22 protein-coding genes, 3 tRNA genes and 1 pseudogene are annotated in these 24,719 nt (G+C 61.6%); all 26 read right to left on the reverse strand.

Features of this window, described 5'->3' with window-relative positions; genetic code table 11:
- Nucleotides 1-13: 13 nt before the first annotated feature.
- Nucleotides 14-901, reverse strand: a complete 888-nt coding sequence (locus ACYASU_RS10675) for a DUF2242 domain-containing protein (RefSeq protein ID WP_463582776.1) — start codon at nucleotides 899-901, stop codon at nucleotides 14-16.
- Nucleotides 902-1,162: 261 nt separating this feature from the next.
- Entirely contained in the window at nucleotides 1,163-2,428 is a 1,266-nt protein-coding gene (gene aroA / locus ACYASU_RS10680) for a 3-phosphoshikimate 1-carboxyvinyltransferase (RefSeq protein ID WP_463582777.1), read from the reverse strand.
- 196 nt (nucleotides 2,429-2,624) lie between these two features.
- Nucleotides 2,625-2,701 (reverse strand) — tRNA-Asp (locus ACYASU_RS10685).
- Between the two features lie 122 nt (nucleotides 2,702-2,823).
- Nucleotides 2,824-2,900 (reverse strand) — tRNA-Asp (locus tag ACYASU_RS10690).
- A 74-nt stretch (nucleotides 2,901-2,974) separates the two neighbouring features.
- Nucleotides 2,975-3,050: transfer RNA gene (locus ACYASU_RS10695), tRNA-Val, on the reverse strand.
- A gap of 160 nt (nucleotides 3,051-3,210) precedes the next feature.
- Complete coding sequence (locus tag ACYASU_RS10700) at nucleotides 3,211-4,422, reverse strand: O-succinylhomoserine sulfhydrylase (protein WP_463582778.1); 1,212 nt, start codon at nucleotides 4,420-4,422, stop codon at nucleotides 3,211-3,213.
- A 21-nt stretch (nucleotides 4,423-4,443) separates the two neighbouring features.
- On the reverse strand, nucleotides 4,444-5,952 hold the full coding sequence (gene purF / locus ACYASU_RS10705) for an amidophosphoribosyltransferase (RefSeq protein ID WP_065986403.1): 1,509 nt from the start codon (nucleotides 5,950-5,952) through the stop codon (nucleotides 4,444-4,446).
- Nucleotides 5,953-5,964: 12 nt separating this feature from the next.
- On the reverse strand, nucleotides 5,965-6,552 hold the full coding sequence (locus tag ACYASU_RS10710) for a CvpA family protein (protein WP_463582779.1): 588 nt from the start codon (nucleotides 6,550-6,552) through the stop codon (nucleotides 5,965-5,967).
- 176 nt (nucleotides 6,553-6,728) lie between these two features.
- Nucleotides 6,729-7,433, reverse strand: coding sequence for an SPOR domain-containing protein (locus ACYASU_RS10715; RefSeq protein ID WP_463582780.1), 705 nt, complete (start codon nucleotides 7,431-7,433; stop codon nucleotides 6,729-6,731).
- Nucleotides 7,417-8,723, reverse strand: a pseudogene (gene folC, locus ACYASU_RS10720) (bifunctional tetrahydrofolate synthase/dihydrofolate synthase). Before folC ends, ACYASU_RS10715 begins: the two are co-directional and overlap by 17 nt.
- Nucleotides 8,720-9,640 (reverse strand): acetyl-CoA carboxylase, carboxyltransferase subunit beta, encoded by a 921-nt coding sequence (accD, locus tag ACYASU_RS10725; RefSeq protein WP_192172945.1) that lies wholly within the window; start codon nucleotides 9,638-9,640, stop codon nucleotides 8,720-8,722. Before accD ends, folC begins: the two are co-directional and overlap by 4 nt.
- Before the next feature lie 284 nt (nucleotides 9,641-9,924).
- Nucleotides 9,925-10,545 carry a phosphoribosylanthranilate isomerase gene (locus ACYASU_RS10730; protein WP_463582781.1) on the reverse strand — a complete coding sequence of 207 codons (621 nt, stop codon included), beginning with the start codon at nucleotides 10,543-10,545 and terminating at the stop codon, nucleotides 9,925-9,927.
- Nucleotides 10,546-10,604: 59 nt separating this feature from the next.
- Nucleotides 10,605-11,429, reverse strand: coding sequence for a tRNA pseudouridine(38-40) synthase TruA (gene truA, locus ACYASU_RS10735; protein ID WP_122623808.1), 825 nt, complete (start codon nucleotides 11,427-11,429; stop codon nucleotides 10,605-10,607).
- A 211-nt stretch (nucleotides 11,430-11,640) separates the two neighbouring features.
- Complete coding sequence (locus ACYASU_RS10740) at nucleotides 11,641-14,457, reverse strand: motility hub landmark protein FimV (protein ID WP_463582782.1); 2,817 nt, start codon at nucleotides 14,455-14,457, stop codon at nucleotides 11,641-11,643.
- A gap of 116 nt (nucleotides 14,458-14,573) precedes the next feature.
- Nucleotides 14,574-15,584: an aspartate-semialdehyde dehydrogenase gene (locus tag ACYASU_RS10745; protein ID WP_463582783.1), complete on the reverse strand. Its 1,011-nt coding sequence runs from the start codon at nucleotides 15,582-15,584 to the stop codon at nucleotides 14,574-14,576.
- Nucleotides 15,585-15,692: 108 nt separating this feature from the next.
- Nucleotides 15,693-16,256 carry a DUF1285 domain-containing protein gene (locus ACYASU_RS10750; protein ID WP_463582784.1) on the reverse strand — a complete coding sequence of 188 codons (564 nt, stop codon included), beginning with the start codon at nucleotides 16,254-16,256 and terminating at the stop codon, nucleotides 15,693-15,695.
- A 10-nt stretch (nucleotides 16,257-16,266) separates the two neighbouring features.
- Nucleotides 16,267-16,872 carry a DUF4823 domain-containing protein gene (locus ACYASU_RS10755; protein WP_463582785.1) on the reverse strand — a complete coding sequence of 202 codons (606 nt, stop codon included), beginning with the start codon at nucleotides 16,870-16,872 and terminating at the stop codon, nucleotides 16,267-16,269.
- Between the two features lie 117 nt (nucleotides 16,873-16,989).
- Nucleotides 16,990-17,676, reverse strand: coding sequence for a TetR/AcrR family transcriptional regulator (locus tag ACYASU_RS10760; protein WP_463582786.1), 687 nt, complete (start codon nucleotides 17,674-17,676; stop codon nucleotides 16,990-16,992).
- Nucleotides 17,677-18,142: 466 nt separating this feature from the next.
- Nucleotides 18,143-18,928 carry a TatD family hydrolase gene (locus tag ACYASU_RS10765; RefSeq protein ID WP_463582787.1) on the reverse strand — a complete coding sequence of 262 codons (786 nt, stop codon included), beginning with the start codon at nucleotides 18,926-18,928 and terminating at the stop codon, nucleotides 18,143-18,145.
- A 15-nt stretch (nucleotides 18,929-18,943) separates the two neighbouring features.
- On the reverse strand, nucleotides 18,944-19,300 hold the full coding sequence (locus ACYASU_RS10770; protein WP_037011754.1) for a PilZ domain-containing protein: 357 nt from the start codon (nucleotides 19,298-19,300) through the stop codon (nucleotides 18,944-18,946).
- A 43-nt stretch (nucleotides 19,301-19,343) separates the two neighbouring features.
- Nucleotides 19,344-20,330, reverse strand: a complete 987-nt coding sequence (locus ACYASU_RS10775; RefSeq protein ID WP_463582788.1) for a DNA polymerase III subunit delta' — start codon at nucleotides 20,328-20,330, stop codon at nucleotides 19,344-19,346.
- On the reverse strand, nucleotides 20,323-20,967 hold the full coding sequence (tmk, locus tag ACYASU_RS10780; protein ID WP_463582789.1) for a dTMP kinase: 645 nt from the start codon (nucleotides 20,965-20,967) through the stop codon (nucleotides 20,323-20,325). Before tmk ends, ACYASU_RS10775 begins: the two co-directional genes overlap by 8 nt.
- Before the next feature lie 43 nt (nucleotides 20,968-21,010).
- The gene (gene mltG / locus ACYASU_RS10785) at nucleotides 21,011-22,246 is read right to left on the reverse strand and encodes an endolytic transglycosylase MltG (RefSeq protein WP_463582790.1); all 1,236 of its coding nucleotides are present in this window, start codon (nucleotides 22,244-22,246) and stop codon (nucleotides 21,011-21,013) included.
- 3 nt (nucleotides 22,247-22,249) lie between these two features.
- Nucleotides 22,250-23,065, reverse strand: a complete 816-nt coding sequence (gene pabC, locus ACYASU_RS10790; protein WP_463582917.1) for an aminodeoxychorismate lyase — start codon at nucleotides 23,063-23,065, stop codon at nucleotides 22,250-22,252.
- Nucleotides 23,065-24,309 (reverse strand): beta-ketoacyl-ACP synthase II, encoded by a 1,245-nt coding sequence (gene fabF, locus ACYASU_RS10795; protein WP_192172729.1) that lies wholly within the window; start codon nucleotides 24,307-24,309, stop codon nucleotides 23,065-23,067. Before fabF ends, pabC begins: the two co-directional genes overlap by 1 nt.
- A 107-nt stretch (nucleotides 24,310-24,416) precedes the next feature.
- Complete coding sequence (acpP, locus tag ACYASU_RS10800; RefSeq protein WP_007987170.1) at nucleotides 24,417-24,653, reverse strand: acyl carrier protein; 237 nt, start codon at nucleotides 24,651-24,653, stop codon at nucleotides 24,417-24,419.
- Nucleotides 24,654-24,719 lie beyond the last annotated feature (66 nt).

The raw sequence follows: 24,719 nt of genomic DNA on the forward strand, positions 1-24,719 counted from the left end.
CAAGCTACACAGCTCACTGCGCCGGCGTTGACTCAACCGCTGGCGCAGCGCTCGGCTCGGTGGTCGTCGCCGGCGCAGGCGTTGTGGCAGGCGCGGCCTCCGCAGGCGTCACTGTTTCGGCCTTCAACGGCTCCGGTTCGGCAGGCGCAGGCATTGGCTCGCTGCTCTGTTCGGCAGCGGGCGCAGGCTGAGTCGCAGGCGTTGCTAACGGCGCTGGCACAACGGGCGTGGCGGGTGCTGGCGTGACCGGCGCTGCTGAGGCAGGTGCAGCAGCGGGTTTTTGCTCGGTCAATGCCGCTGGTTTGCCTGGCACCGGCTCAGGCATGCCCAGGTCGGTCTTGGGCTTCTCTTCAATGTGCGCGGCCTTCTTCACCTCTGGCGGCAGGAAGTTTTCCACCAGCCCGAAGAAACGATCATAAAACTTGGAGGATGCCACGGTTTCGCTGGCGACCTTGACCATCGAGTCGTCGGTCGAGCCAATCGGCATAGACACCGAGCCCAGCACCCCTACCCCCAGGCTCGCCGAGTTGTTGACCTTCTTCAACGCATAGCGATCCTGCAGTGCGTTGGCGAACATGGTGGTCTTGTTGTCGGCACTGCCGTCCGGCGCACACACCACGTTGAAGCTGATCTCCATGTGGGTTTCGCCGGTCTGCTGGAAGCTTTTATGGCCGCTGATCACTTTGGGATCGCTGCTGGTGATGATGTAGCCCTGGCTCAGCAGTGCCCGCCGGGCCGCTTCGCAGGTGGCGGCATCCGACACCGGGTAGTTGCGGGAGAACGTCCCGGCATCGTCGAAATTCTCATGCTCATAGACCGTCGGTTTTTTCGACGAGCAGCCTGCGGCAGCCAGCAGGGTAATGACCCAGCATGCGGTACGAAAGCTCAGTAATTTAGGCATCAAACATCCTGGGGCAATTGGTCGACTGAAAGTGGACCGGAGAAAACGCCGGTAAGTCTGCAACAAGCCTGCCATGGGATCAACGCACAGTTTGCAACCGTGTGGATACATCGAAAGGGTAACTGTGCACGGGGCCTGCACCCGTGGGCCTGTCAGGGAAGCGCGGGGTGCGCTGATCAGACAGCAACAGGGTCGGAAAAATCGGCACGCCGGGCCTGGCATCGATCAGTCGACGGCCTCAGGCCCGGCATGCTCTGGGCTTCAGACCTCGCCGTGCACCAATTTCACGCCGAGGAATTCCAGCGCACGCCAGTAGCCGGGGTAAGTTTTGCCGACGCATTCCGGATCCTGAATCCGCACGCCCGCCACTTTCAAACCGGCCAGCGCGAAACACATGGCGACGCGATGGTCGGAGTGCGTGTTGATCAAGGCGTTGCTGCTGGTGCCCGCCAGACTCGGATCAGACGCAACGAGTAAGTCATCCCCTTCTACCGAGGCCAGCCCGGGCCGGACCTGATTCAGGCCATCGTGCAGCGCCTGAACGCGATCGCATTCCTTGACTCGCAGGTTAGCCAGATCGACGAAGCGCACCGGCGTCTCGTTGAAAGCTGCCAGCACCGCCAGTGTAGGAATCGCGTCCTGCATCTGTGAGCCATTGATGACCGCAGGCATCTTCGGAAACTGCGCGATCACTTCCATGGCCTTGGCGTCTGGCTGAGTGAACGCCTCCCCGGCCACGCCCAGGTCGATCTTGCCGCCCGTCAATGCCTCGGCAGCCCACAAATAGGTTGCGGCCGAGGCGTCGGGCTCGATCTGGTAATCGCAGGCGGTGTAACCCGTCGGCGCAACGCGCCACAACGCATCATCCAGCACCTCGACCTCGGCCCCGAACGCACGCATGCAGGCGATGGTCAGGTCGATGTAGCCACGGGCGCCGATCTCCTTGCCGGTCAGCGCCACTTCAATCGGCGCATCGCCACAGGCCGCCACCATCAACAGGGCGGAGACGTACTGACTCGACAGGCCGCCGTCGATTTCGAAGCGAGTGGCGGTGATCGAACCTGTCCCGTGCACCACCACCGGCGGACAACCGGTGGCGCTTTCCGCGTTCAAGCCGCCTTTGCGCAAGGCCTCAAGCAACGGGCCGATCGGGCGTTTCTGCATGTAGTGGTCACCGTCTAGGGTTACGCTGCCATTGACCGTGCACACCGCCGCTGTCAGGAATCGTACCGCCGTCCCGGCATTGCCGAGAAACAGCGCGTCTTTCGGCGCCTCTAGATGCCCGCTGCTGGTGACGACGAAGCTGGTGTCGTCTGGCTCGTCGATGGTAACGCCCATCTGCCGCAGGGCATTGGACATGTGCCGGGTGTCGTCGCTTTTCAGTGCACCGCGCAAATGGCTGGTGCCTCTGGCGAGGGCAGCCAGGAGCAGCGCGCGGTTGGTGATGGACTTCGAGCCGGGCGGCGACACATGGCCCGTCAGCGGTACGCCCGGCGGGATGACAGTGATGGTTTGGTTCATGCCCATGGTCCAGCTCTCCAAATTCGAAATCAGGCACCGCACAGCGCCGCGTTTACAGCCGGCGATGATGGCATTTATCGCCGGGCTGTGCAGCATCCAGCGCGACAGGCGATGCTTTCGCCAAATCGCAGGCACAAAAAAAGCGATCCTGGGATCGCTTTCTCTGTTGCTTCAAGGCGTTCAAGGACCTCGAAGCTATGTATGGCGCAGCGGACGGGACTCGAACCCGCGACCCCCGGCGTGACAGGCCGGTATTCTAACCGACTGAACTACCGCTGCTTGTCGCACAGATTTGCATCTGCTTAACGCTGTTGAAACCGACCCTTGGGCCTGTTTCGTAAAACACTGACCGAAAACCGTGGTTTTCAATCTCGAACCGGGAACACCCCATTCGGAAAATATGGCGCAGCGGACGGGACTCGAACCCGCGACCCCCGGCGTGACAGGCCGGTATTCTAACCGACTGAACTACCGCTGCGCATTGCGTGGACTTTCGTCCTGCTGAATCTCAGTATCCTTCAGCGTCTGATGCTGCTGTGAAACACTCAACGATGGTGGGTGATGACGGGATCGAACCGCCGACCCTCTGCTTGTAAGGCAGATGCTCTCCCGGCTGAGCTAATCACCCTTGCTTCGCTGAGGCCGCGAAATTTACGCAGGTGACGAACCTAAGTCAATAGCCCGCTTGAAGTTTTTTAAAAAGAGCGATTTTTAGCAGCAAGCACGAAGCTGCACATCAGGAACAAAAAAGCGAGCCCCGAGGCTCGCTTTCTTGTTCAGGCACCTGCTTACAACGCAGCAAGACCCCGCGCGAGATCCGCCTGCAGGTCAGCGACGTCTTCCAGCCCTACCGCAACGCGGATCAGGCTGTCACGAATACCGGCGGCTTCACGTTCCTGCGGCGACAGCCGACCGTGGGACGTGGTGCTCGGGTGGGTGATGGTGGTCTTGGTGTCGCCCAGGTTGGCGGTGATCGAGATCAACCGCGTGGCATCGATGAAGCGCCACGCGCCATCCTTGCCACCCTTCACTTCAAAGCTCACCACCGCGCCGAACGCCTTCTGCTGACGTTTGGCCAACGCGTGCTGCGGGTGGCTCTCGAGACCGGAGTAATGCACCTTCTCGATGCCCTCCTGCTGTTCGAGCCACTGCGCCAGTTCAAGGGCGCTCTGGCAATGGGCACGCATGCGGATGTTCAGGGTTTCGAGCCCCTTGAGGAAGAGCCAAGCGTTGAACGGGCTCAGGCTCGGGCCCGCGGTGCGCAGGAAACCGACGACTTCTTTCATCAGTTCGCTGCAACCGACCACCACGCCGCCCATGGCGCGGCCCTGCCCGTCGATGAACTTGGTCGCCGAGTGCACGACCACGTCCGCCCCCATACGCAGCGGCTGCTGCAGGGCCGGTGTGCAGAAGCAGTTATCGACCACCAGCAGCGTGCCTTTGGCGTGGGCGATTTCCGCCAGCCCGCTGATGTCGACCAGCTCCGCCAACGGGTTGGAAGGCGATTCGACAAACAGCATCTTGGTATTCGGTTTGATCGCCGCGTCCCAGCCGGACAATTCGGCGAGGGGGACGTAATCGACCTCGACCCCGAAGCGCTTGAAGTACTTTTCAAACAGGCTGATGGTCGACCCGAACACGCTTTTCGACACCAGCACATGGTCGCCGGCGCTGCAGAAGCTCATCACCGTAGCGAGAATGGCGGACATACCGGTGGACGTCGCCACCGCCTGCTCGCCGCCTTCCAGTGCGGCCATACGCTCTTCAAACGAAGCCACTGTCGGGTTGGTGTAGCGCGAATAGACGTTGCCGGGGATTTCTCCGGCGAAAGTCGCGGCCGCCTCGGCTGCCGTGCGGAACACGTAGCTGGACGTGAAAAACAGTGGATCGCTGTGTTCGCGTTCCGGCGTGCGGTGCTGACCGGCACGAACCGCGAGGGTGTCGAAACCGACGCCCTCGAGATCGCTGTCCAGTCGACCGGCATCCCATTCCTGAGTCATGCCGCCTGCTCCTTGTCTGGATTAGTTGTTGTACAGATCGATGATCGCGCTCACCGCCTGAGTCTTGACCTTGGAGGCGTCATTGCGCGCCTGCTCGATCTTGTTCAGGTAGTGCTCGTCGATGTCACCGGTCACGTACTTGCCGTCGAAGACCGAACAGTCGAAATTGTCGATCTTGATCTTTTTGCTGCCGCTCACCGCCTCGATCAGGTCATTCAAGTCCTGATAAACCAGCCAGTCGGCACCGATGAGGTCGGCCACGTCCTGGGTGGAACGGTTGTGAGCGATCAGCTCGTGGGCACTCGGCATGTCGATGCCGTAGACGTTGGGGAAGCGCACGGCCGGGGCCGCGGAACAGAAATAGACGTTCTTGGCGCCGGCTTCACGGGCCATCTGGATGATCTGCTTGCAGGTGGTGCCGCGCACGATGGAGTCGTCCACCAGCATCACGTTCTTGCCACGGAATTCCAGCTCGATCGCATTGAGCTTCTGGCGCACGGATTTTTTCCGCGCGGCCTGGCCCGGCATGATGAAGGTGCGGCCGATGTAGCGGTTCTTGACGAAGCCTTCGCGGAATTTCACGCCCAGGTGGTTCGCCAGTTCCAGCGCCGCCGTACGGCTGGTGTCCGGAATCGGGATGACCACGTCGATGTCGTGATCAGGACGCTCGCGCAGGATCTTGTCGGCCAGCTTCTCGCCCATGCGCAGACGCGCCTTGTAGACCGAGATGCCGTCGATGATCGAGTCCGGGCGCGCCAGATAGACGTGTTCGAAAATGCACGGGGCGTATTTCGGGTTGGTGGCGCACTGACGGGTGTGCAGCTTGCCGTCTTCGGTGATGTACACCGCTTCGCCCGGGGCCAGGTCACGGATCAGGGTGAAACCGAGCACGTCCAGCGAAACGCTCTCGGACGCGATCATGTACTCCACGCCTTCGTCGGTGTGACGCTGACCAAAGACGATCGGGCGGATGGCGTCCGGGTCGCGGAAGCCGACGATGCCGTAACCGGTGATCATCGCCACGACCGCATAACCGCCACGGCAACGCTTATGCACGTCGGTGACGGCCGCGAAGATGTCTTCCTCAGTTGGCTGCAACTTGCCGCGCACGGCCAGCTCGTGGGCGAACACGTTGAGCAGGACTTCAGAGTCGGAGTTGGTGTTGACGTGGCGCAGGTCTGATTCGTAAATCTCCTTGGCCAACTGCTCGACGTTGGTCAGGTTGCCGTTGTGCGCCAGGGTGATGCCGTAAGGCGAGTTGACGTAGAACGGCTGGGCTTCGGCTGACGTGGAGCTGCCTGCCGTTGGATAACGTACGTGACCAATGCCCATGTGCCCGACCAGACGCTGCATATGGCGTTGGTGAAACACGTCCCGAACCAGACCGTTGTCCTTGCGCAGAAACAACCGGCCGTCATGGCTGGTCACGATACCGGCAGCGTCCTGGCCGCGGTGCTGGAGGACGGTGAGCGCGTCATAAAGCGCCTGATTGACGTTCGACTTGCCGACGATACCGACGATGCCACACATGCGACACAACCCCTACTTAGTGGAACTGGATTTACCGATCACTTCCGGCGGCGTTGTAGGCGGCAGGAGGTGATCCTTGAACGGGATGTCAACAGGTACGCTGACTCCGCTGGCTAGCCACTTGCTGGACATCCCGAGAATCAGGTTTTTCGACCAGTCAGCGACCATGACAAATTGCGGGAGCAGCCTCGACTGCTGCCACCATTGATCCTGTTGCACCGGGCCCAGGCTCAACAGCCCGACCGCGACGACGACCAGCAAGGCTCCGCGCGCCGCGCCGAAGACCATGCCCAGAAAACGATCGGTCCCGGACAGCCCGGTGACGCGAATCAGTTCTCCAATCAGAAAGTTGACCATGGCGCCGACCAGCAGTGTGGCGACGAAAAGAATGGTGCAGCCCGCAATCACGCGCGCCGAAGGTGCTTCGATGTAGTTGACCAGATACTGGGCCAGCGATCCGCCAAACATCCAGGCGACGGCACCTGCGATGATCCACGTCAGCAAGGACAGTGCTTCTTTGACGAAGCCGCGCTTGAGACTGATCAAAGCGGAGATGGCGACAATTGCAATGATCGCCCAGTCAACCGGAGTAAATGACACGTCGCAGCCTACAGACTGATAAGGCGGCGGATTTTAGCAGAGCACTCGCCTGCCGGTAAGCAGCGATTGCGGATGAAGGCCAATTAAGGCGAACTATTGGACTTTGTTCGAGGTCGGGGCGGGTTGAACCCTAAATCGAGGGTGTCAGATCCGGCCCCGGGCAGACGCAACGAAACTTACTTACGCTCCGGCTGGAAACGCACGACGATGCCTTTGATTTTCTGCTGCTTTTCCAGCGTGTCACGCAGACGATCGGCTTCAGCGCGCTCGATCACCGGGCCCACGAAGACACGGTTCACGCCATCGGAGGTGCGGATGTAGGCGTTGTAGCCCTGAGTGCGCAGGGTTTTCTGCAGATTGTCGGCGTTGGCACGGTTGGACAGGCTCGCCAGTTGCACCGACCACGTGACCGACAGACCATTTGCATCAACCCGGCTGGTGTCAGCCGCCGACGCGACAGGCGCGGGCGCTTGTGCGGGAGCAGGTGTAGGCGCTGGAGCAGGTTTCGCGGGCGCGGTCTGAACGGCCTTCGGCGCAACAGCCACAGGCCTGGAAGGCGCAGGGGCAATGGGCATGGCAGGCGGCTGCTGACTGGTGCGCTGCTGAACGGGCTGAGCAGTATGGGTGGACTGAGCAGGCTGCGTCAGTTCGTCATCGGTCGGCACGGGCTCCTGCGGCAATGGCTGCTGTTCAGGCACGCTGACCGGCTCGACCTTGATCGGCGAGGTGGCCGGCGCTTGCGGAGCGGCAGGCGCATCGACCTGCACACGGCGGGCTTCGTCCTGACGCGAAAACAGCATCGGCAGAAAAATCACCGCGATGGCAATCAGCACCAACGCTCCCACCATGCGCTGTTTGTACGCTTTATCCAGCAAAGCCATGTGTCACTTCCTCCGTGACGTGCCAGCAAGCCATTCCAGGGCCTCGGCTACGCAGTAAAAAGACCCGAACAGAACAATCTCGTCGTCGGCTGTCGCGTGGGCGCACTGGGCTTCAAGCGCCAGCGCGATACTCGGGTGAGACGTCACGCGAGCGCCAAGGTTCTGCAACGCCTGTTCGATCTCTTGCGCCGGACGACTGCGCGGCGTTGGCAGCGGCGCCACGGCCCAGCTGCTGAACGTTTCGCTCAACTCCGCCAGAACGCCTTGCAGGTCCTTGTCACTGAGCAGACCGAACACCGCCAGCCGCTTGCCTGCCACCGGTCGCTGATTCAGGCGCTGGGCGAGAAACGTTGCCGCATGGGGGTTATGGCCGACATCCAGCAGAAGGCTCAGCGATTTGCCCTGCCAGTCGATGCTGCGACGATCAAGGCGACCGGTGACGCGCGTGTTGACGAGCGCATCGCGAAGGGTCGCCTCATCCCACGGCAAATCCAGCAGCAGGTAGGCCTGCAGCGCCAGGGCCGCGTTCTGCATGGGCAGGTCGAGTAACGGCAGCGAATGCAGTTCGACTTTCCGGCCGTTTGCGTCGGTGCCCGACCAGTCCCAACCCGTCGCGTTGATCTGCAGCTCGAAATCGCGACCGCGCAGCGACAGCGGGCAATTCAGTGACCGCGCCTTGTCGAGCAATGGCTGCGGTGGATCTAGATCGCCGCACAGCGCGGGCTTTCCTTCACGGAATATCCCGGCCTTCTCGAAGGCCACGCTCTCACGGGTATTGCCTAGAAACTCCGCGTGATCGACACCAATGCTGGTGACCAGCGCCATGTCGGCGTCGATCAGGTTGACCGTATCGAGCCGCCCGCCGAGACCGACTTCCAGCACGACGGCGTCCAGCCCGGCCTGCCCGAACAGCCAGAAGGCTGCCAGCGTGCCCATTTCGAAGTAAGTCAGGGAGACGTCACCACGGCCACGCTCGACCACCTCGAACGCCGCGCACAGCTCGGCGTCAGTCGCCTCAACGCCCTGCACCTGGACACGCTCGTTGTAGCGCAGCAAGTGCGGCGAGCTGTAAACGCCGACTTTCAGGCCCTGTGCCTGCAACAAAGAAGCAACGAATGCGCAGGTCGAGCCCTTGCCGTTGGTGCCGGTGACGGTGATCACTTTCGGCGCCGGCCGGGTCAGGCCCATCTGCCTGGCCACCTGCTGCGAACGTTCCAGCCCCATGTCGATGACCGAGGGGTGCAGTTGTTCCAGGTAACTGAGCCAGTCGCTCAAAGAGCGTGCGGTCATAGGTTGGCCGGAGCAGGCGGCACAACGATCGGCTCAAGTTTCGGCGCCACGAATTTCGGCGTGGGAAGCCCCATCATCTGCGCCAGCACGTTCCCCAGACGCTGACGCAGTTCCTGACGGTGGATGATCATGTCGATTGCGCCATGGTCGAGCAGGAATTCGCTGCGCTGGAAGCCTTCCGGCAGCTTCTCGCGCACGGTCTGCTCGATCACGCGAGGGCCGGCGAAGCCGATCAGGGCCTTGGGCTCGGCGACAATGATGTCGCCCAGCATCGCCAGACTGGCAGAAACACCGCCGTAGACCGGGTCGGTCAGCACGGAAATAAACGGCAGGCCTTCTTCACGAAGACGCGCCAGCACGGCCGAGGTCTTGGCCATCTGCATCAAAGAGATCAGCGCTTCCTGCATGCGCGCACCGCCGGAGGCCGCAAAGCAGATCATCGGGCAGCGGTTTTCCAGCGCGTAGTTGGCGGCTTGCACGAAGCGCTCACCCACGACCGCACCCATCGAGCCGCCCATGAAGGAGAACTCGAATGCGCTGCACACCACCGGCATGCCCAGCAGGGTGCCGCTCATGGAAATCAGCGCATCTTTTTCACCGGTCTGCTTCTGGGCGGCGACCAGGCGATCCTTATACTTCTTGCCGTCGCGGAATTTCAGACGGTCAACCGGCTCCAGATCAACGCCGATCTCCTGGCGGCCTTCGGCGTCCAGGAAGATATTCAGACGGGCACGGGCGCCGATGCGCATGTGGTGGTTGCACTTCGGGCAGACGTCCAGGGTCTTTTCCAGCTCCGGGCGATACAGCACCGCTTCGCAGGACGGGCACTTGTGCCAAAGACCTTCGGGCACCGAGCTCTTCTTGACCTCGGAACGCATGATCGAAGGGATCAGTTTGTCTACCAACCAGTTGCTCATGCTTTCTTTCTCCAGTACCGATGGCTCGAACGCGATGGCAATCGGTGCCATGCGCATGCCCTTAAACCAATGTCATGTACGGTGCCGCGAAATGTCGTACAGCGATCGGCGCGAGGCCTGACCTGCCAAAACAACACTCAGCAACACCACTCTCAACTTCCATCACGAGACGCAAGACGTCTTCGCTCAATCAATTCGGCCACGCGCATCAGCGGATGGCAGGCTAGTGGACGGCGACCGTTGGTCCGCCGTCACATCCCGGCCAATGTTGCCGGGCAAATGCCCTAAGCACCGTGTACTGCACTCATGAATGCACGGATCTTGTCGTGATCTTTCAGCCCCTTGGATTTCTCCACCCCGCCGCTCACATCAACCGCATAGGGATGCACCTGAGCGATGGCCTGAGAAACATTAGCCGACGTCAGGCCGCCGGCGAGAATCAGCGGTTTGCTCAAGTGTTTAGGAATCAGTGCCCAGTCGAAGGTTTCACCCGTCCCGCCCGGAATACCCGCGACATAGGTGTCGAGCAGGACGCCGCAGGCGTTGACGTAGGTGTCACAAATGGCTGCGATGTCATCGCCAGCCTGGACGCGCAGCGCCTTGATGTACGGGCGGCTGTAGCCATCGCATTGCTCGGGGGTTTCATCGCCGTGAAACTGAATGAGGTCGAGGGGAACGATGTCGAGCAGGGCTTTGAGCTCAGCGCGTTCGGCATTCACGAACAGGCCGACGGTGCTGACGAAGGGCGGCAGCGCAGCAACGATGGCCTGGGCTTGCTCGACCGTCACGAAGCGCGGGCTCTTGGGATAAAACACCAGCCCGATGGCATCGGCACCTGCGTCAACGGCGGCCAACGCATCTTCTATGCAGGTAATCCCGCAGATCTTGCTGCGAACGGCTGACATGTAGTGGAGACCTCAAGCCTTGCGAAAGTCCCGGATGGTAGCAAATGCAGTCACCTGCGTCAGCCGTCCAGTTCCGAGAAGCCAGTGAGAAAATGCGGCCCGATGTAGCGATCCGGTAATGGGAACTCGTCGCGGTATTCCACCTGAACCAGGTACAGGCCGAAAGGATGAGCCGTCACACCGCCGGTTCTTCGTACCCGGCTTTCGAGCACTTCCTTCGCCCACTCGATCGGCCGCTCCCCTGCCCCGATGGTCATCAGGACGCCGGCAATGTTGCGCACCATGTGATGCAGGAAGGCATTGGCGCGAACATCGATGACGATCATCTTGCCGTGGCGGGTGACGCGCAGATGGTGAAGCTGCTTGATCGGCGACTTGGCCTGGCATTGCCCGGCACGGAACGCACTGAAGTCGTGGGTACCGACCAGATACTCGGCGGCCAGCGCCATGCGTTCGGCATCCAGCGGGCGGTGGTTCCAGGTGATTTCCTGGCCGAGGTGCGCCGGGCGGATCTGATCGTTGTAGATCACATAACGATAGCGACGGGCGATGGCTTTGAAACGCGCGTGAAAATGCGCGGGCATGACCTTGGCCCAAGTCACGCTGATGTCGTGGGGAAGATTGATATTGGCGCCCATGGTCCAGGCTTTCATGCTGCGCTCGGCCTGGGTATCGAAGTGCACCACCTGACCGCACGCATGCACACCCGCATCGGTGCGCCCGGCACACATCAGTGACACCGGCGAATCGGCCACTTTAGACAGGGCATTTTCCAGCGTTTCCTGGACGGTCAGCACGCCGGTCAACTGGCGCTGCCAGCCGCTGTAGCGCGAGCCTTTGTATTCCACGCCCAGAGCGATTCTGGAAAAACCTTCGGCGGCCAGTTCGGCTGCCGCTGTTTCTGCCTCGGTGTCTGTAGTTGCCAAAAGCTTAAAGCCTGTCGATGTTCGCAAGGGCGGCCATTATACGGATCGAAAAGAAAGACGCCATCGGCAGCGGCCAACGGTTAACCCGGAGGCGAGGGCAAGCCGAAATGCCCGACACGGAAACGCAAACGACCGCCGAAGCGGTCGTTTATTACAGCGGTGAATCCGCTCAGACAAGGCGCGACAGCATGTCCCGTGCTTCGGTCTTCTGGCCGTCGTCACCTTCCGCCACAACCTCATCGAGGATGTCGCGCGCGCCGTCGGCGTCGCCCATCTCGATGTAGGCCCGGGCGAGGTCCAGCTTGGTCGCGGCTTCGTCGGTGCCGGACAGGAAGTCGAATTCCGGTTCGTCGTCCGCCAGCAGAGCATCTTCTTCGGTGAACCGAGGCGATGCTTCCACCGGCTTGTCCAGCGCCGTGTCGAACGGCTTGGCGATCGGTGGCTGCTCAAGGCTCTGTGACAGACGGTCCAGCTCGGCGTTGACGTCGTCGATCTCGGAGGCGAACGCCTCGGACGCCTGCTCGGTTTCCATCTCGTCAGCCAGTGAGAGGTCGAAATCGGCAGGCAACTCGATGTCGTCTTCCAGCCCAGGCTTGTCGGCGCCCAGCGACGCAGGCTGTTCGAACGGCGGCAGATCACGCAGATCGTCTTCCATTCCTAGCAAGTAATCGTCTTCGGCCTTCAACGCCGGCTGATCTTCTGCCAGATCCAGATCGAAATCGTCCAGATCGGCCGGTTTGGCAGCAACGGATGTCGCCTGCTGCTCGCGCAGGATCGCGTCGAAATCCAGGTCATCGGAAGCCGACCCGGCAAACGGCGCGTCCAGGTCCAGGTCGTCGAGTGCAGCGGTGTCCTGTGCCGCAGCGCGGTTGGGCGCAGCAGCAGGCGATTCGCTGTCCAGGTCATCCAGGCTCAGGTCAAAGGCGTTGTCGAACTCCTCGTCCAGCGGCACTTCGGTGACCGTTTCGGCAGCCGGAGCAGGCTGCGCGGCGACTTCAGGCTCATCATGGAGCAGCTCTTCAACGTACTTTGCGTCCATTTCCGCTGCCAAAGCCGCTGCGGCTGCCACCCCTGCTGCTGCGGCAGCCGCAGCAGCCATGGACGGATAGCGGGATTTCAGCTCTTCGACTTCAGCGTGGTTCTTTCCCGTGGCGATCAGTTGCCGCTCCTGCGCGACAAACCCGGATTTGTTGTCCTGCTCGGCATAGACTTCCATCAGCTTGATGCGCAGATCACTGCGCTGCGGCTCGTGCTTGATGGCGTCTTCGAGAACAGCGACCGCCTGATTGGTGCGGCCGTATGCAATGTGGATTTCAGCCTGAACGAGCGCGTCAGCCGGATGTTCGCGGACCGGCTCGGCGACGGTCGGCGCCGGCGGCGTCTTTGCGTGGGGCGCCGGCGCCTCCAGGCCTTCGAAGCTGCTGGCAGGCATGTCCATGTCGGACGCGAAGTCAGACTCTTCGGCCAAGGCACGTGCCATCTGACGATGCCGTTCGGCTTCGATCAGCGCGTTGCGGCGGCGGGCCAGCAGCAACAGAAGCAGCAGCAACAGCAACAGCGCGCCGCCGCCGATCAACCCCATCAGCATCGGGCTGGCGAGGATCTTCTCGAGGGCGCTGCGGTTATCTTCATCGACCACCGGTTCTGTCGGCACAATCAGCGCTTGATCGGGCGTGGCGCTGGTAACTGCCGCCCCGTCCACCGGCAATGCGTCTTCCGGGGCGATTTCGTCGGGGGCCTTGCCTGCAACATCAGGCGCCGCTGCGTTCGGCACGACCTGGGCCTGCATCGCCGGGTTGGCGGCGTTGTTCGGATTGGTGACGCTGTTGGGGCTGACCGCGGGATTGGCAGGATTGGCGGCATCAATGGGCGGCGGAACCGCTGCGCCCGACGACTGCATTTTCGCCAGCTGGTCATTCTTCAGTTGAATCAGGCGCTGCAGTTTGTCGACCTGGCTTTGCAGGTCGGTCATGCGGCTCTTCAGCTCGGCATTGTCCCGACGCGTCGTATCCAGGCTTTCCTGGGTTGTCGCCAACTGGTTGCTGATATCGGCATTGTCACCGGCTTTGCCTTTCGCCCCCGCCTTGTTGGCAGAGACGAGGCTGAGGTTGTCCTTGGCGTCAATCTGCGACGGCGCAGCGCCAGCCCGGTCGCGACGGGTCGCATCAACCTGACGCGCGCCGCTCGGCAGGCGTCGGCCTTCGCGCCAGGCGCGGTTCTGCTCGGCCACTTCGGCCACCGCGCGGGGCTGCGCCAGCGCTGTTGATTCCTGCGGCGACGGCAAACGCAACACCTGGCCTTTTTTCAGGCGGTTGATGTTGCCGGCAATAAAGGCATCAGGGTTCAGCGCCTGAATCGCCAGCATGGTCTGCTGCACAGTCCCGCCATTTTTCACCCGCTCGGCAATTTCCCAGAGCGTGTCGTTATTGGCGGTGGTGTATTGAGTGAATTTGGGTTCCGGCGCCGGCGCTGGAGCGGGCGTTGGAGGCGCAGCGGCCGGTGTTTCGGCGGCGGGAGCCGGGGCAGGCGCGGCGCTCGGTGCCGTCGAAGGCAGTTGAGCGGCGGCCGCCGCGGCTTGCGGGGAGAATTTCGGCGGGTCCAGCAACAGGCTGTACTCGCGCAGCGCACGGCCATTGGGCCAGAGCACTTGAACGAGGAACTTCACGTAGGGATCGCGGATGGGTTTGGTGGAGGTGATGCGCAACACGCTCTTGCCACCAGGATTGACCACCGGGGTAAAGGTCAGGTCATCCAGGATCGCCACCCGGCCGACGCCGGCCTGAGCAAACTCCGCAGAAGTCGCCAGACTCGGCACTACCTGGGAGGCATTGAGGTCCTGCACTTCCGTCAGCTCGATTTCGGCCAACAGCGGCTGATTCAGGGTCGACTTCACGGTCAGACCGCCGAGGCCGAGCGCTTGGGCCATTCCCGATGACAGCGCCGAAGCCGCAGCGATTGCTAAAACGAGTTTACGAACCTGAACCATAGCCCATCCCTTGTTTGAAATTTCCCCGGCAATCGCGAAGATAATGCCTGCTCGGGTGTAGGGCGTATCGACACGCCGCAGCTAGAATGATTCTTCGAATTGTGGGCAAGTATCTTTTACGCAACATCTTTTATCAACAACTCAGCCACCTGCACAGCGTTCAACGCGGCGCCCTTGCGCACATTATCCAGCGTGACCCAGAAATTCAGTTCACAAGCGTCGTCGACGCCCCCGCGCAAACGTCCTACATAGACAGCATCCTGTCCTACCGCGTCGCCCACCGGCGTCGGGTAATCGCCGGCCTCAACCAGCTCGATGCCCTCGGCCGTTTCAAGCGCCGCATTGACCGCCTTGATGTCGACCGCCTCGCGGGTCTGCACCGACACGCTCAGGCTGTCGCCGAAGAACACTGGCACCTGAATGCAACTCACGCCGACCTTGATTAAAGGCAGCGAGAGCAACTCGCGCAACTCGCTGACCAAACGTTTTTCCAGTGGCACATGACCTTCGGCGTCAGGCTTGCCCACCTGGGCCAGCACGTTGAACGCCATCTGCCGGTCAAACACCTTGGGTTCGAGGGGGCGAACGTTGAGCAGCTCAGCGGTTTGCCGGGCCAGTTCGGTGACCCCTTCGCGGCCCATGCTCGACACCGCCAGGCACGCCGTCACGGTGATCCGCTCGATGTTCAGCAGTGCGCGCAACGGCGCCAGCACCAGCGCGAGGGCGGCGGCGCTGGAACTTGGGCAGGCCACCTGCTGCGGTGTGGCCAGATCAGCCAAACGGGCGCCGTTGACCTCGGGCACCACATTCGGCGCCTGCTCGACTGACAAGCCGGCGGACAGGTCGATCACCACGCAACCGGCGGCGGTGGCGCGCTCGGCATAGCTGCGGGTGACGGCAGCGCCCGCGGCGAAGAACGCAATGTTGGCCTTGCTGAAATCAAAGGCATCGACTTCACGCACACGGACGTTCTTGCCACGGTACGGCACCGAGCTGCCGGCCGACTCGACGCTGGCGAGCAGGTGCAAATCGCCGACCGGGAAGTCGCGCTCCTCGAGAATCTGGACGATGGTTTCGCCGACAGCACCGGTGGCGCCGATCACGGCGATATCAAAGGACTGACTCATGGAAAAACCTCAGGAAAAATCGGGGGGCGGCACTGTAACTGCCTGGCAAAAGTCAGGCAATTGGCCGCGAGCGGATTAGCGAACGTGGTGGGAACAGAAATGAAGGGATCAGGGCTCAAGGCCAATGGGGAAGAACTCGCCGCCGCTCCACACCCCCAGCCAGCGCTGGCCGTCGATCTCACGCGTCACGGCCAGGTCCACCAACTGATAGAAGACGTTGCGGTGGATCAGCGCTTCGAGGTTGTTGCGCACCAGAATATAAGGCGCCGGTTCCTGGCTCTGCGGATCGAGGTCAATACGCAGCGGGTGGTCGGTCCCCGCCTCCACCACGTCGTCGACGTTGGTAGTAAAGCGCAGCAACTGCGACTCACCGCTGCCTTCAACGTCCAGCAGGACCGCCACAAAAGGGGCGTCGTCGACCTTGATGCCGACCTTCTCGACCGGGGTGATCAGAAAGTAATCGTCGCCATCGCGGCGAATGATGGTGGAAAACAACCGGACCATCGGCTTGCGACCGATGGGCGTGCCCAGATAGAACCAGGTGCCATCGCGGGCGATGCGCATGTCGATGTCACCGCAGAAATCCGGGTTCCACAGGTGCACCGGCGGCAAGCCCTTGCCGCTCCTGGCAATCTGGGCCAACAGATCGTTGGCTTTGTCCTGCCCACTCATACGCCACTCCTCAGCGGGCTTCGACGCCCAGCAAACCCCGAGCGTAAGCCTCCATCGGGGGTCCTAGCAAATCCTCGGGCTTGGTGTCGTACAAAGTCAGCAGACCACCACGGAGGTGAATGCGGGCCGAATCGATAAGGTAGCGGGTGTTGGTTTCGATCAGCATCAGCTGTATGACGCCGTTGTCGATGCCAAGACGGTCCACTGCTTCCTGATCCGACCACTCGTCAAACGTGCCGATGCGGTCATCAGCCTTGGCAAAACGGGTGTACAGCAGATAGTGCGCGCCGGCGGCCCGAGCCTCGGTCATCGCGTCATCCAGACCTTCCGGGGCGCGGGCGCGGCGGACCATCGGGAAATATTCGATAAAACCGTTGAAGGCTTCTTCGGCCACGACATTGGGACGCGGGTAGGCGCCGCCCGGAGGAGCAAAGGCGCCTTGGGCGATATAGATGAACGAGTCAGGTTGCACGCGGAAGTTGTTCAACCGGCGGGTCGAACTGTGATCCAGCAGCCCGGCGTCACTGAGCTCATCGTGAGCGCCTTGTGCCAGATCGCTGACGTGCATGCAGCCACTCAACGCCAGTAGAGCCAGCAGTAAAACCAGGCTACGCATGTTTATCTCCAAAGTCCGGCGACGGAAAACCGGCGAATGGCCGGTTAATGCAGCTTTTGCGCCATGTCGGACCTGGAGAAGGTTTCGCTCGCTGAATCGGGTTTTTGCGGCTGCGATTTATTCGGCAGCAGGGTCAGCCTGGGAGTCGGATTGGAGCTCGGGTTTGGTCTCGTGGCCGTGGTCGACATCCCGCTTGCGCTTGTTGCCCATGCGCACACCGATGTCCATCAGGAACTGGAAGAAACCTTCCTGATCTTCAAGGACATTGCTCCAGAACGGCGAGTGGTACAACGCCACCGCGCCATGCACCAGAGCCCAGGCGGCGCAGTAGTGGAAATACGGAGGGACATCTTCCAGCTTGCCTTCGGAAATTCGGCCCTTGATCAACAAGGTCAGGTGCTCGAAGTTGGAGGCGCGGATCTTGTGCAACTCCTCGACCAGCTCCGGCACCTGATTGCCCTTGACGACCTTCTCTTCCAGGCGGTCAAACAATCGGTAGCGCTGGGGGTCGCGCATGCGGAATTCAAAGTAGGCGCGGGACAGCGCTTCCTTGTCCTTGTCGACGTCCGCCGAATGCAGCAGCTCGTTCAAATCACGCTCGTAGTCGAGCATCAGGCGCAGGTAGATCTCCGCCTTGGATTTGAAATGCTTGTAGATGGTGCCTTTGCCGATACCCACGGCATCCGCGATCATCTCGACGGTGACGCTGTCTTCGCCCTGTTCGAGGAACAGCTTGAGCGCGGTGTCGAGAATCTCCTGCTCACGGCGGCGAAACTCACGGACTTTACGAGGTTCTTTCTGCATAGGAGGAGACTGTGGGTTCGGAATCGGAAGCGCCACATTATGCCTATCCCGCAGAAGAATGCACGAACGATCCGACCTGTATCCGTTTTCTGACGATTTTCGACAACCGCAGGCAAAAAGGAAACGCTTGAGGCCGAGACAGTCTCGGTTTTTGGCGGGATGAGGCAGGCAGTCGAAAATCATGGGCGTCGGTGGTATTGCGGTATCAGCAGGCCGTCAGGTATTCCAAAACTGTTTAAAAATCGTACAGCGTGCGGCTGGACGCCTGCGGATTATAGCCAATACTTATATTCGCCAACGCAGCATCTCCCCCAAGTGCCAGCGTTGGTAAGGACACCAATGGATAGCGTGTCTTTGTTTTACTCCTAATGGTCTTAACCCGGATTCACCCCCCAGAACCCGGGTTTTTTTTGCCCTCGATTTGCTGAACGTCGGGGGCTGGGCAATCACTGCCATGCACGGCAGATCAGCCCTGGACGCGCGCCAGCGGGAACAGCCGCTTGAAGTTCTCGCTGGTCTGCTCGGCAAAACGCTCGTAGGTCTCGCCGCGCAACATCGCCAGAAACTCGGCCACTTCACGCACGTACTGAGGCAGGTTCGGCTTGCCCCGATACGGGATCGGCGCCAGGTACGGCGAGTCGGTCTCGACCAGCAGACGGTCGGCGGGCACTTTGCTGGCGACGTCCCGCAGCGCGTCAGCATTGCGGAAGGTGACGATGCCGGACAGGGAGATATAAAACCCCAGATCCAGCGCGGCCTTGGCCATGTCCCAGTCTTCGGTAAAGCAATGCAGCACCCCGGCTTGAGGCAACGCGGCTTCGCGTAACAGCGCCAGCGTGTCGGCACGCGCACCGCGGGTGTGGACGATCACAGGCTTGCCGGTCACGTTGGCCGCCTGCAGATGAAGCCGGAACGAGGCCTGCTGCAACTCGGCTGCCTCAGGCTCGTAGTGATAATCCAGACCGGTTTCGCCGATAGCCACCACGCGCGGATGGTTGAGTTCGCCGAGCAGCCACTCCAGCGCAGGCGCCTCGCCGGGCTTGAGGTCCAACGGGTGAATGCCGACCGAGCAATCGACATCGTCGTAGCGGTCGGCCAGCGCTTTCACGGCACCGGCATTTTCGGCACTGACGCCGATGCACAGGAAGTGCCCGACGCCCCGCTCTCTCGCCGCTTGCAGGGCGTTGTCGAGGGAGCCGTCGTGGGCGCTGAGGTCGAGGCGGTCAAGGTGGCAATGGGAATCTACAAGCATGGCGGCGGGGGCAACTTACATCGTGTGGGTAGGACGGTCGGACTTAAGCGCTCCGGCCAGGTAGTTTTCAATCATGTTGCGCGCGGTGTTGTCGCCATCGTTGAACTGCACCCCAACGCCAGCGGCGCGGTTCCCCTGAGCGCCCTTCGGCGTGATCCAGGTGACCTTGCCCGCGACCGGAATCTTTTCGGGCTCGTCCATCAGGTTGAGCAACATGAACACTTCATCGCCCAGCTTGTAGCTTTTGCTGGTGGGAATGAACAGGCCGCCGTTTTTGATGAACGGCATGTACGCGGCGTACAGGACGGACTTGTCCTTAATGGTCAGGGACAGAATGCCGTTACGTGGACCTGGACTCAGTGGCACGCTCATCTCGTTTCCTCAGGCAATGCATGATGTCATGCAGATGGCCAGTCTAACCCTGTCCGGTCAGGCCTGCCCACTGCACCAATAATGCTTCGAGCAACAAAACCCTGTTCAGGTTCGCTTTTGACATGACCTTCTGGCGCTGCAGCAGCACCCAGTCCTGAATCGCCAGCACGTTGCGCTGGGACGATTTCTGCGCCAGGTACTGCACGACCTTGCGCATGTCAGCCAGGCCCAGGCCTTCTTCGTCCTGGGTCAGCTGATAGCGCAGGATCAGGCTCGACCAGTCGCAGAACCAGTCGAACAGCAACAACAGCGGTATGTCCTTCCAGCCTTCGGCCAGCTGGGTCGGCGATTGCTGGCCCTTGAGCAGCTTTTTAACGCCGTCCACCACCAGCGCCCGTTGCTCATGAACACCCTGGGCGTGCAGCTTGACCGCCACCAGGGGCGAACCGGCCGCGAGGGTCAGCAACTCAACGCGTTCCTGCTCGGTGCAATCGGGCAGCGCATCGGCCAGCCAGGCGATGCTCATGGCATCACCGGGCAGCGGACACGCCTGTTGCACGCATCGGCTCTTCACCGTAGGCAGCAGCCGACTCGGCTGATGGCTGACCAGTAACAGAACGGTGTTGCCCGACGGCTCTTCCAGACTTTTCAGCAGGGCATTGGCGGCGTTGATGTTCATCGACTCGACCGGCTCGATCAGCACCACCTTGCGCCCGCCCATCTGCGCGGTCTGTACCACGAAACTGACCAGATCGCGCACTTGATCGACCTTGATGGCCTTGTCGGCCTCTTCAGGCTCCAGCACGTAATGGTCGGGGTGACTGCCGGCCGCCAGCAGCGAGCAGGATTTGCATTGGCCGCACGCTTCAAGGCCTGCCGGGCGTTGGCACAGCAGCAGGTACATCAAACGCTCAGCCAGCGCCCGCTTGCCGATACCGGCCGGACCGTGCAGCAAATAGGCGTGAGCATGTTGCTTGCGGCCCGCCAGTTGCTGCCACAGGCCATGCTGCCAGGGATAAGCCTCAGCCATGCCGGCGAGCCGCCAGCAGCGCGGTCAACTCAGGCACCAGCACATCAAGGGAAGCCTGGACTTCAGTCAGCGGCAGCGCCGCGTTTACCAGGCGGTAACGCTCAGGCGCAGCGGCCGCGCGCGACAGATACGTACTGCGCACGGCGTCGAAGAACGCTCGGCCCTCTTGCTCGAAACGGTCCAGCTGACCGCGCGCGGAAGCCCGGGCCAGGCCGATCTCGATGGGCAGATCGAACACCAGGGTCAGATCGGGACGCAGCGCGCCCTGGACGAAATCTTCCAGCACGGCGATGCGTTCGATGGGCAGGCCTCGGCCGCCTCCCTGATACGCGTACGTGGCATCGGTGAATCGGTCGCAAAGCACCACGGCGCCCCGCGCCAACGCCGGGCGAATCAGCGCGGCGAGGTGCTGCGCGCGGGCGGCGAACATCAACAGCAGCTCGGTATCCACGAACATTTGCTCGTCACCGGGCGTCAACAGCAGCTCGCGGATACGCTCGGCCAGCGGCGTCCCCCCGGGCTCGCGGGTCAGGACGACATCAATGCCCTCACTGCGCAGCCGTTCGGCCAGGTAGTCGCGGTTGGTGCTTTTGCCAGCGCCTTCGGGGCCTTCAAGGGTAATAAACAAACCGGTCACGGGCAGTCCTTGGTCAGATTTATGGCGAGTGTGCTCGCGGTTGTCATTTGCCGGGGTCATTGGCTGGAGTCGACGGAGCTGCAGCGTCTGTCTGCGGTCTCGGCGACTGCTCGCTGGCGTCCGGCTCAGCCCCCTTGGGCTCGGTCGCCTTCGATTCTGTCGATGGCGGCTCTATGGGTTGCGGCGCTGAAGGCTGCTGCGCGGGCGGCGGCTCGACGGCATTTGCCGGCAGCGCCGGTGCGGAGACAGGCGTCGGGCTGGAACGATAGTCCGCGCGACGCTTGAGCTGAAACTCCTTCACTGCCGCGTTGTGTGCATCCAGATCGGCGGAGAATACGTGACTGCCGTCCCCTCTCGCCACGAAGTACAGGCTGTTGCCGGCCACCGGGTGCATCGCCGCATGGATCGCTTCACGCCCGACCATGGAAATCGGCGTTGGCGGCAAGCCGGAGATGACATAGGTGTTGTAGGGGGTAGGCTCTTTCAGCAATGCCCGGGTGATCTTGCCGTTGTACCGGTCGCCGAGGCCGTAAATGACGGTCGGATCGGTCTGCAGCAACATGCCCTGTTGCAAGCGACGCACGAATACGCCGGCGATCTGGCCGCGTTCCTGAGGCACGCCGGTTTCCTTTTCCACCAGCGACGCCATGATCAGCGCCTGGTAAGGATCGGTGTAAGGCACATCGGCAGCGCGCTTCTCCCATTCCTCCTGAAGCACTTCATCCAGGCGGTTGTAGGCTTGCTTCAGCAGCTCGACGTCGGTCATGCCGCGCACGTAGCGGTAGGTGTCCGGGAAAAAACGGCCTTCGGGGAAGACGTCCGGATGCCCCAGCTTCGCCATCAGCTCAGTGTCGCTGAGGTCGCTCGCCGTCTGCTCCAGCTTGACCTGTTTGGCCAGTGCCGCGCGCACCTGACGGAAGGTCCAGCCCTCCACCAGGGTGACGCTGTACTGCACCACTTCACCTTTTTGCCAGAGATCGAGCAGCGACTCGGCGTTCATGCCCGGTGCCATGCGGTATTCGCCACTGTGCAGCGACTGGCCCTGCAGATTGAAGCGCCAGTACAAACGCAGCCAGAACGCGTCCTTGATGACGCCGTCGGCTTGCAGCCGATTCAACACGCCGGTCGGCGAAGAGCCAGACGGCACGTCCAGCAGTTTTTCCTGGGTCAGATTGAGGGGCTGCTGCAGCGCGCTGTTCTGCTGCCAATAAGCCACGCCCAGCAACAGCCCCGCCAGAACCACACCTGTTTCCAGCAAGACGAGTAATTTTCGGATCACGAATCAGATATCCAGAAGCCCGCGAACAAGGTGTTGGAGTTTACGGGTCAGCGGCCCAACCGGCCAGTTGAGATGCTCGACGCCGCACACCGGCCAGATGCCGTACACGCTGTTGCAGACAAACACCTCATCGGCCTTTTGCAGGTCGGACATCTGCAGGTCAAGCTCACGGGCCGGCATGTTCTCGCGCTCCGCCAGCGCCAGGATCTCGGCCCGCATCACGCCGGCCACGCCACAGCGGCGCAGGTCCGGCGTCAGCAACACCCCGCCCTTGACCATAAACAGATTGCTGTAGACCGCTTCAACGATACGCCCCGACACGTCCCGCATCAGCCCTTCGGCGTACTCGGCACTTTGCCACTCGCCACGGGCCAGCACTTGCTCAAGGCGATTGAGGTGCTTGAGCCCGGCCAGCAGCGGCTGCTCGGCGAGGCGGGTCTGACAAGCGAACAGTTTGACGCCCTGCGCTGCATGGGCCTCGGGATACGCCGGCAGCCCACTTGACTGGAGGATGCGTCGCGGCTGCGCGTCCGAAGCGGGTGCATAGCCCCGCACGCCATCGCCACGGGTAACGATGAGCTTCATCACACCATCACCCAACTGGGCAGCGAAGCGGCAGCATTCCTCTTCGACCAATGCCAGATCCAGGTTCAGCGCCAGGCGCTGTGCACCCAGTGCCAAGCGTTGCAGATGACGCGGGAAGAGCAATGGCTGTCCGGCCTTGACGAGGACGGTCTCGAAGAGACCATCGCCGTACGCCAACCCCCGATCCTTGACGGCAAGGGAGTCAGCAGCAAGGCCATCGATCCAGCTCACGATCATTCGGCGTACCGGCGGAAGACCAGCGAACCGTTGGTGCCACCAAAACCGAAGGAGTTGGAGATCACCACGTCGATCGGCATCTTGCGCGGCTCGTGGGGAACGAAGTCCAGGTCGCAGCCTTCATCGGGCTCGTCGAGGTTGATCGTCGGTGGCGCGACCTGATCCTTGATCGCCAGCACACTGAAAATCGCTTCGATTGCACCGGCGGCGCCCAACAGGTGGCCCGTCATCGACTTGGTCGAACTGACGGCCAGTTTGTAGGCGTGCTCGCCGAACACCTTCTTGATGGCGCTGACTTCGGCCAGATCACCTGCAGGCGTCGAGGTGCCGTGGGCGTTGATGTATTGCACGTCCTCTGGACGAATCTTCGCGTCACGCAGGGCATTGGTGATACAGCGCGCGGCACCGGCGCCGTCATCCGGCGGCGAGGTCATGTGAAACGCATCGCCGCTCATGCCGAAGCCGATCAGCTCGGCATAAATCGTCGCGCCCCGGGCTTTGGCATGCTCGAGCTCTTCGAGGACCATGGCGCCGGCACCGTTGGACAGTACAAACCCATCGCGACCCTTGTCCCACGGACGGCTGGCGCGGGCGGGCTCATCGTTGCGGGTAGACAGCGCGCGCGAGGCGCCAAAGCCGCCCATGCCCAAGCCGCAGGCCGCCATTTCAGCGCCGCCGGCAATCATCACGTCGGCTTCGTCGTAAGCGATGTTGCGCGCGGCCATGCCGATGCAGTGGGTGCTCGTGGTGCACGCAGTGGCAATGGCGTAGTTGGGGCCCTGTGCGCCGAGGTGGATCGACAGGAACCCGGAAATCATGTTGATGATCGACCCCGGCACGAAGAACGGGGATATCTTGCCTGGCCCCTGTTCATGCATCAGCCGGCTGGTGTTCTCGATATTGGTCAGGCCCCCGATGCCCGATCCCATCGCCACGCCGACGCGCTCGCGATTGGTGTCGTCGATCTCGATACCGGAGTTGCGCACGGCCTGAAAGCTGGCAGCCAGCCCGTACTGGATGAACAGATCGAGTCTGCGGGCCTCTTTGGCCGACAGGTATTCCTCGACGTTGAATCCCTTCACCGATCCGCCAAAACGGGTGGTGTATTTGGACAGGTCCGTGTGTTCGATAGGCCCAATGCCACTCTGGCCAGCCAGAATGCCTTGCCAGGTGCTCGGCACATCCGTGCCCAAAGGCGTCAGCATACCCATACCGGTGACCACGACGCGTCTACGCGACACAGGACTCTCCTTTCTTCTATTGATGAAACGCTGCCCTATTCAAAGAAAAAACCGCACGCCAGGGGCAGTGCGGTTTCTCCAGGACAGCAAACTACGATTACAAAATCTTACGCCTGGTGGGCAGTAACGTAATCGATAGCGGCTTGTACGGTGGTGATCTTCTCGGCTTCTTCGTCAGGGATTTCGGTCTCGAATTCCTCTTCCAGAGCCATTACCAGCTCTACGGTATCAAGGGAGTCGGCACCCAGGTCTTCAACGAAGGAAGCAGTGTTCACGACTTCCTCTTCCTTGACGCCAAGTTGTTCGGCAACGATTTTCTTGACGCGCTCTTCGATGGTGCTCATACCGTGTTTTAACTCCTAGTGGACAAATTCAGGCAGCTGGCCGATGGGTAAGTGTATAGAAGAGGT

Source organism: Pseudomonas sp. HP_12 (assembly GCF_055283955.1).

Bases quoted from the DNA above. Each gene is read 5' to 3' on its own strand.
- ACYASU_RS10750 (WP_463582784.1), bottom strand. From the start codon at position 16,256: ATGAGTGGGCAGGACAAAGCCAACGATCTGTTGGCCCAGATTGCCAGG.
- ACYASU_RS10715 (WP_463582780.1), bottom strand. From the start codon at position 7,433: ATGGCTTTGCTGGATAAAGCGTACAAACAGCGCATGGTGGGAGCGTTG.
- acpP (WP_007987170.1), bottom strand. From the start codon at position 24,653: ATGAGCACCATCGAAGAGCGCGTCAAGAAAATCGTTGCCGAACAACTT.
- ACYASU_RS10775 (WP_463582788.1), bottom strand. From the start codon at position 20,330: ATGGCTGAGGCTTATCCCTGGCAGCATGGCCTGTGGCAGCAACTGGCG.
- ACYASU_RS10760 (WP_463582786.1), bottom strand. From the start codon at position 17,676: ATGCAGAAAGAACCTCGTAAAGTCCGTGAGTTTCGCCGCCGTGAGCAG.
- ACYASU_RS10745 (WP_463582783.1), bottom strand. From the start codon at position 15,584: ATGAGTCAGTCCTTTGATATCGCCGTGATCGGCGCCACCGGTGCTGTC.
- ACYASU_RS10730 (WP_463582781.1), bottom strand. From the start codon at position 10,545: ATGTCAGCCGTTCGCAGCAAGATCTGCGGGATTACCTGCATAGAAGAT.
- aroA (WP_463582777.1), bottom strand. From the start codon at position 2,428: ATGGGCATGAACCAAACCATCACTGTCATCCCGCCGGGCGTACCGCTG.
- accD (WP_192172945.1), bottom strand. From the start codon at position 9,640: ATGAGCAACTGGTTGGTAGACAAACTGATCCCTTCGATCATGCGTTCC.
- purF (WP_065986403.1), bottom strand. From the start codon at position 5,952: ATGTGTGGCATCGTCGGTATCGTCGGCAAGTCGAACGTCAATCAGGCG.
- ACYASU_RS10755 (WP_463582785.1), bottom strand. From the start codon at position 16,872: ATGCGTAGCCTGGTTTTACTGCTGGCTCTACTGGCGTTGAGTGGCTGC.
- ACYASU_RS10770 (WP_037011754.1), bottom strand. From the start codon at position 19,300: ATGAGCGTGCCACTGAGTCCAGGTCCACGTAACGGCATTCTGTCCCTG.
- ACYASU_RS10740 (WP_463582782.1), bottom strand. From the start codon at position 14,457: ATGGTTCAGGTTCGTAAACTCGTTTTAGCAATCGCTGCGGCTTCGGCG.
- ACYASU_RS10675 (WP_463582776.1), bottom strand. From the start codon at position 901: ATGCCTAAATTACTGAGCTTTCGTACCGCATGCTGGGTCATTACCCTG.
- ACYASU_RS10765 (WP_463582787.1), bottom strand. From the start codon at position 18,928: ATGCTTGTAGATTCCCATTGCCACCTTGACCGCCTCGACCTCAGCGCC.
- ACYASU_RS10700 (WP_463582778.1), bottom strand. From the start codon at position 4,422: ATGACTCAGGAATGGGATGCCGGTCGACTGGACAGCGATCTCGAGGGC.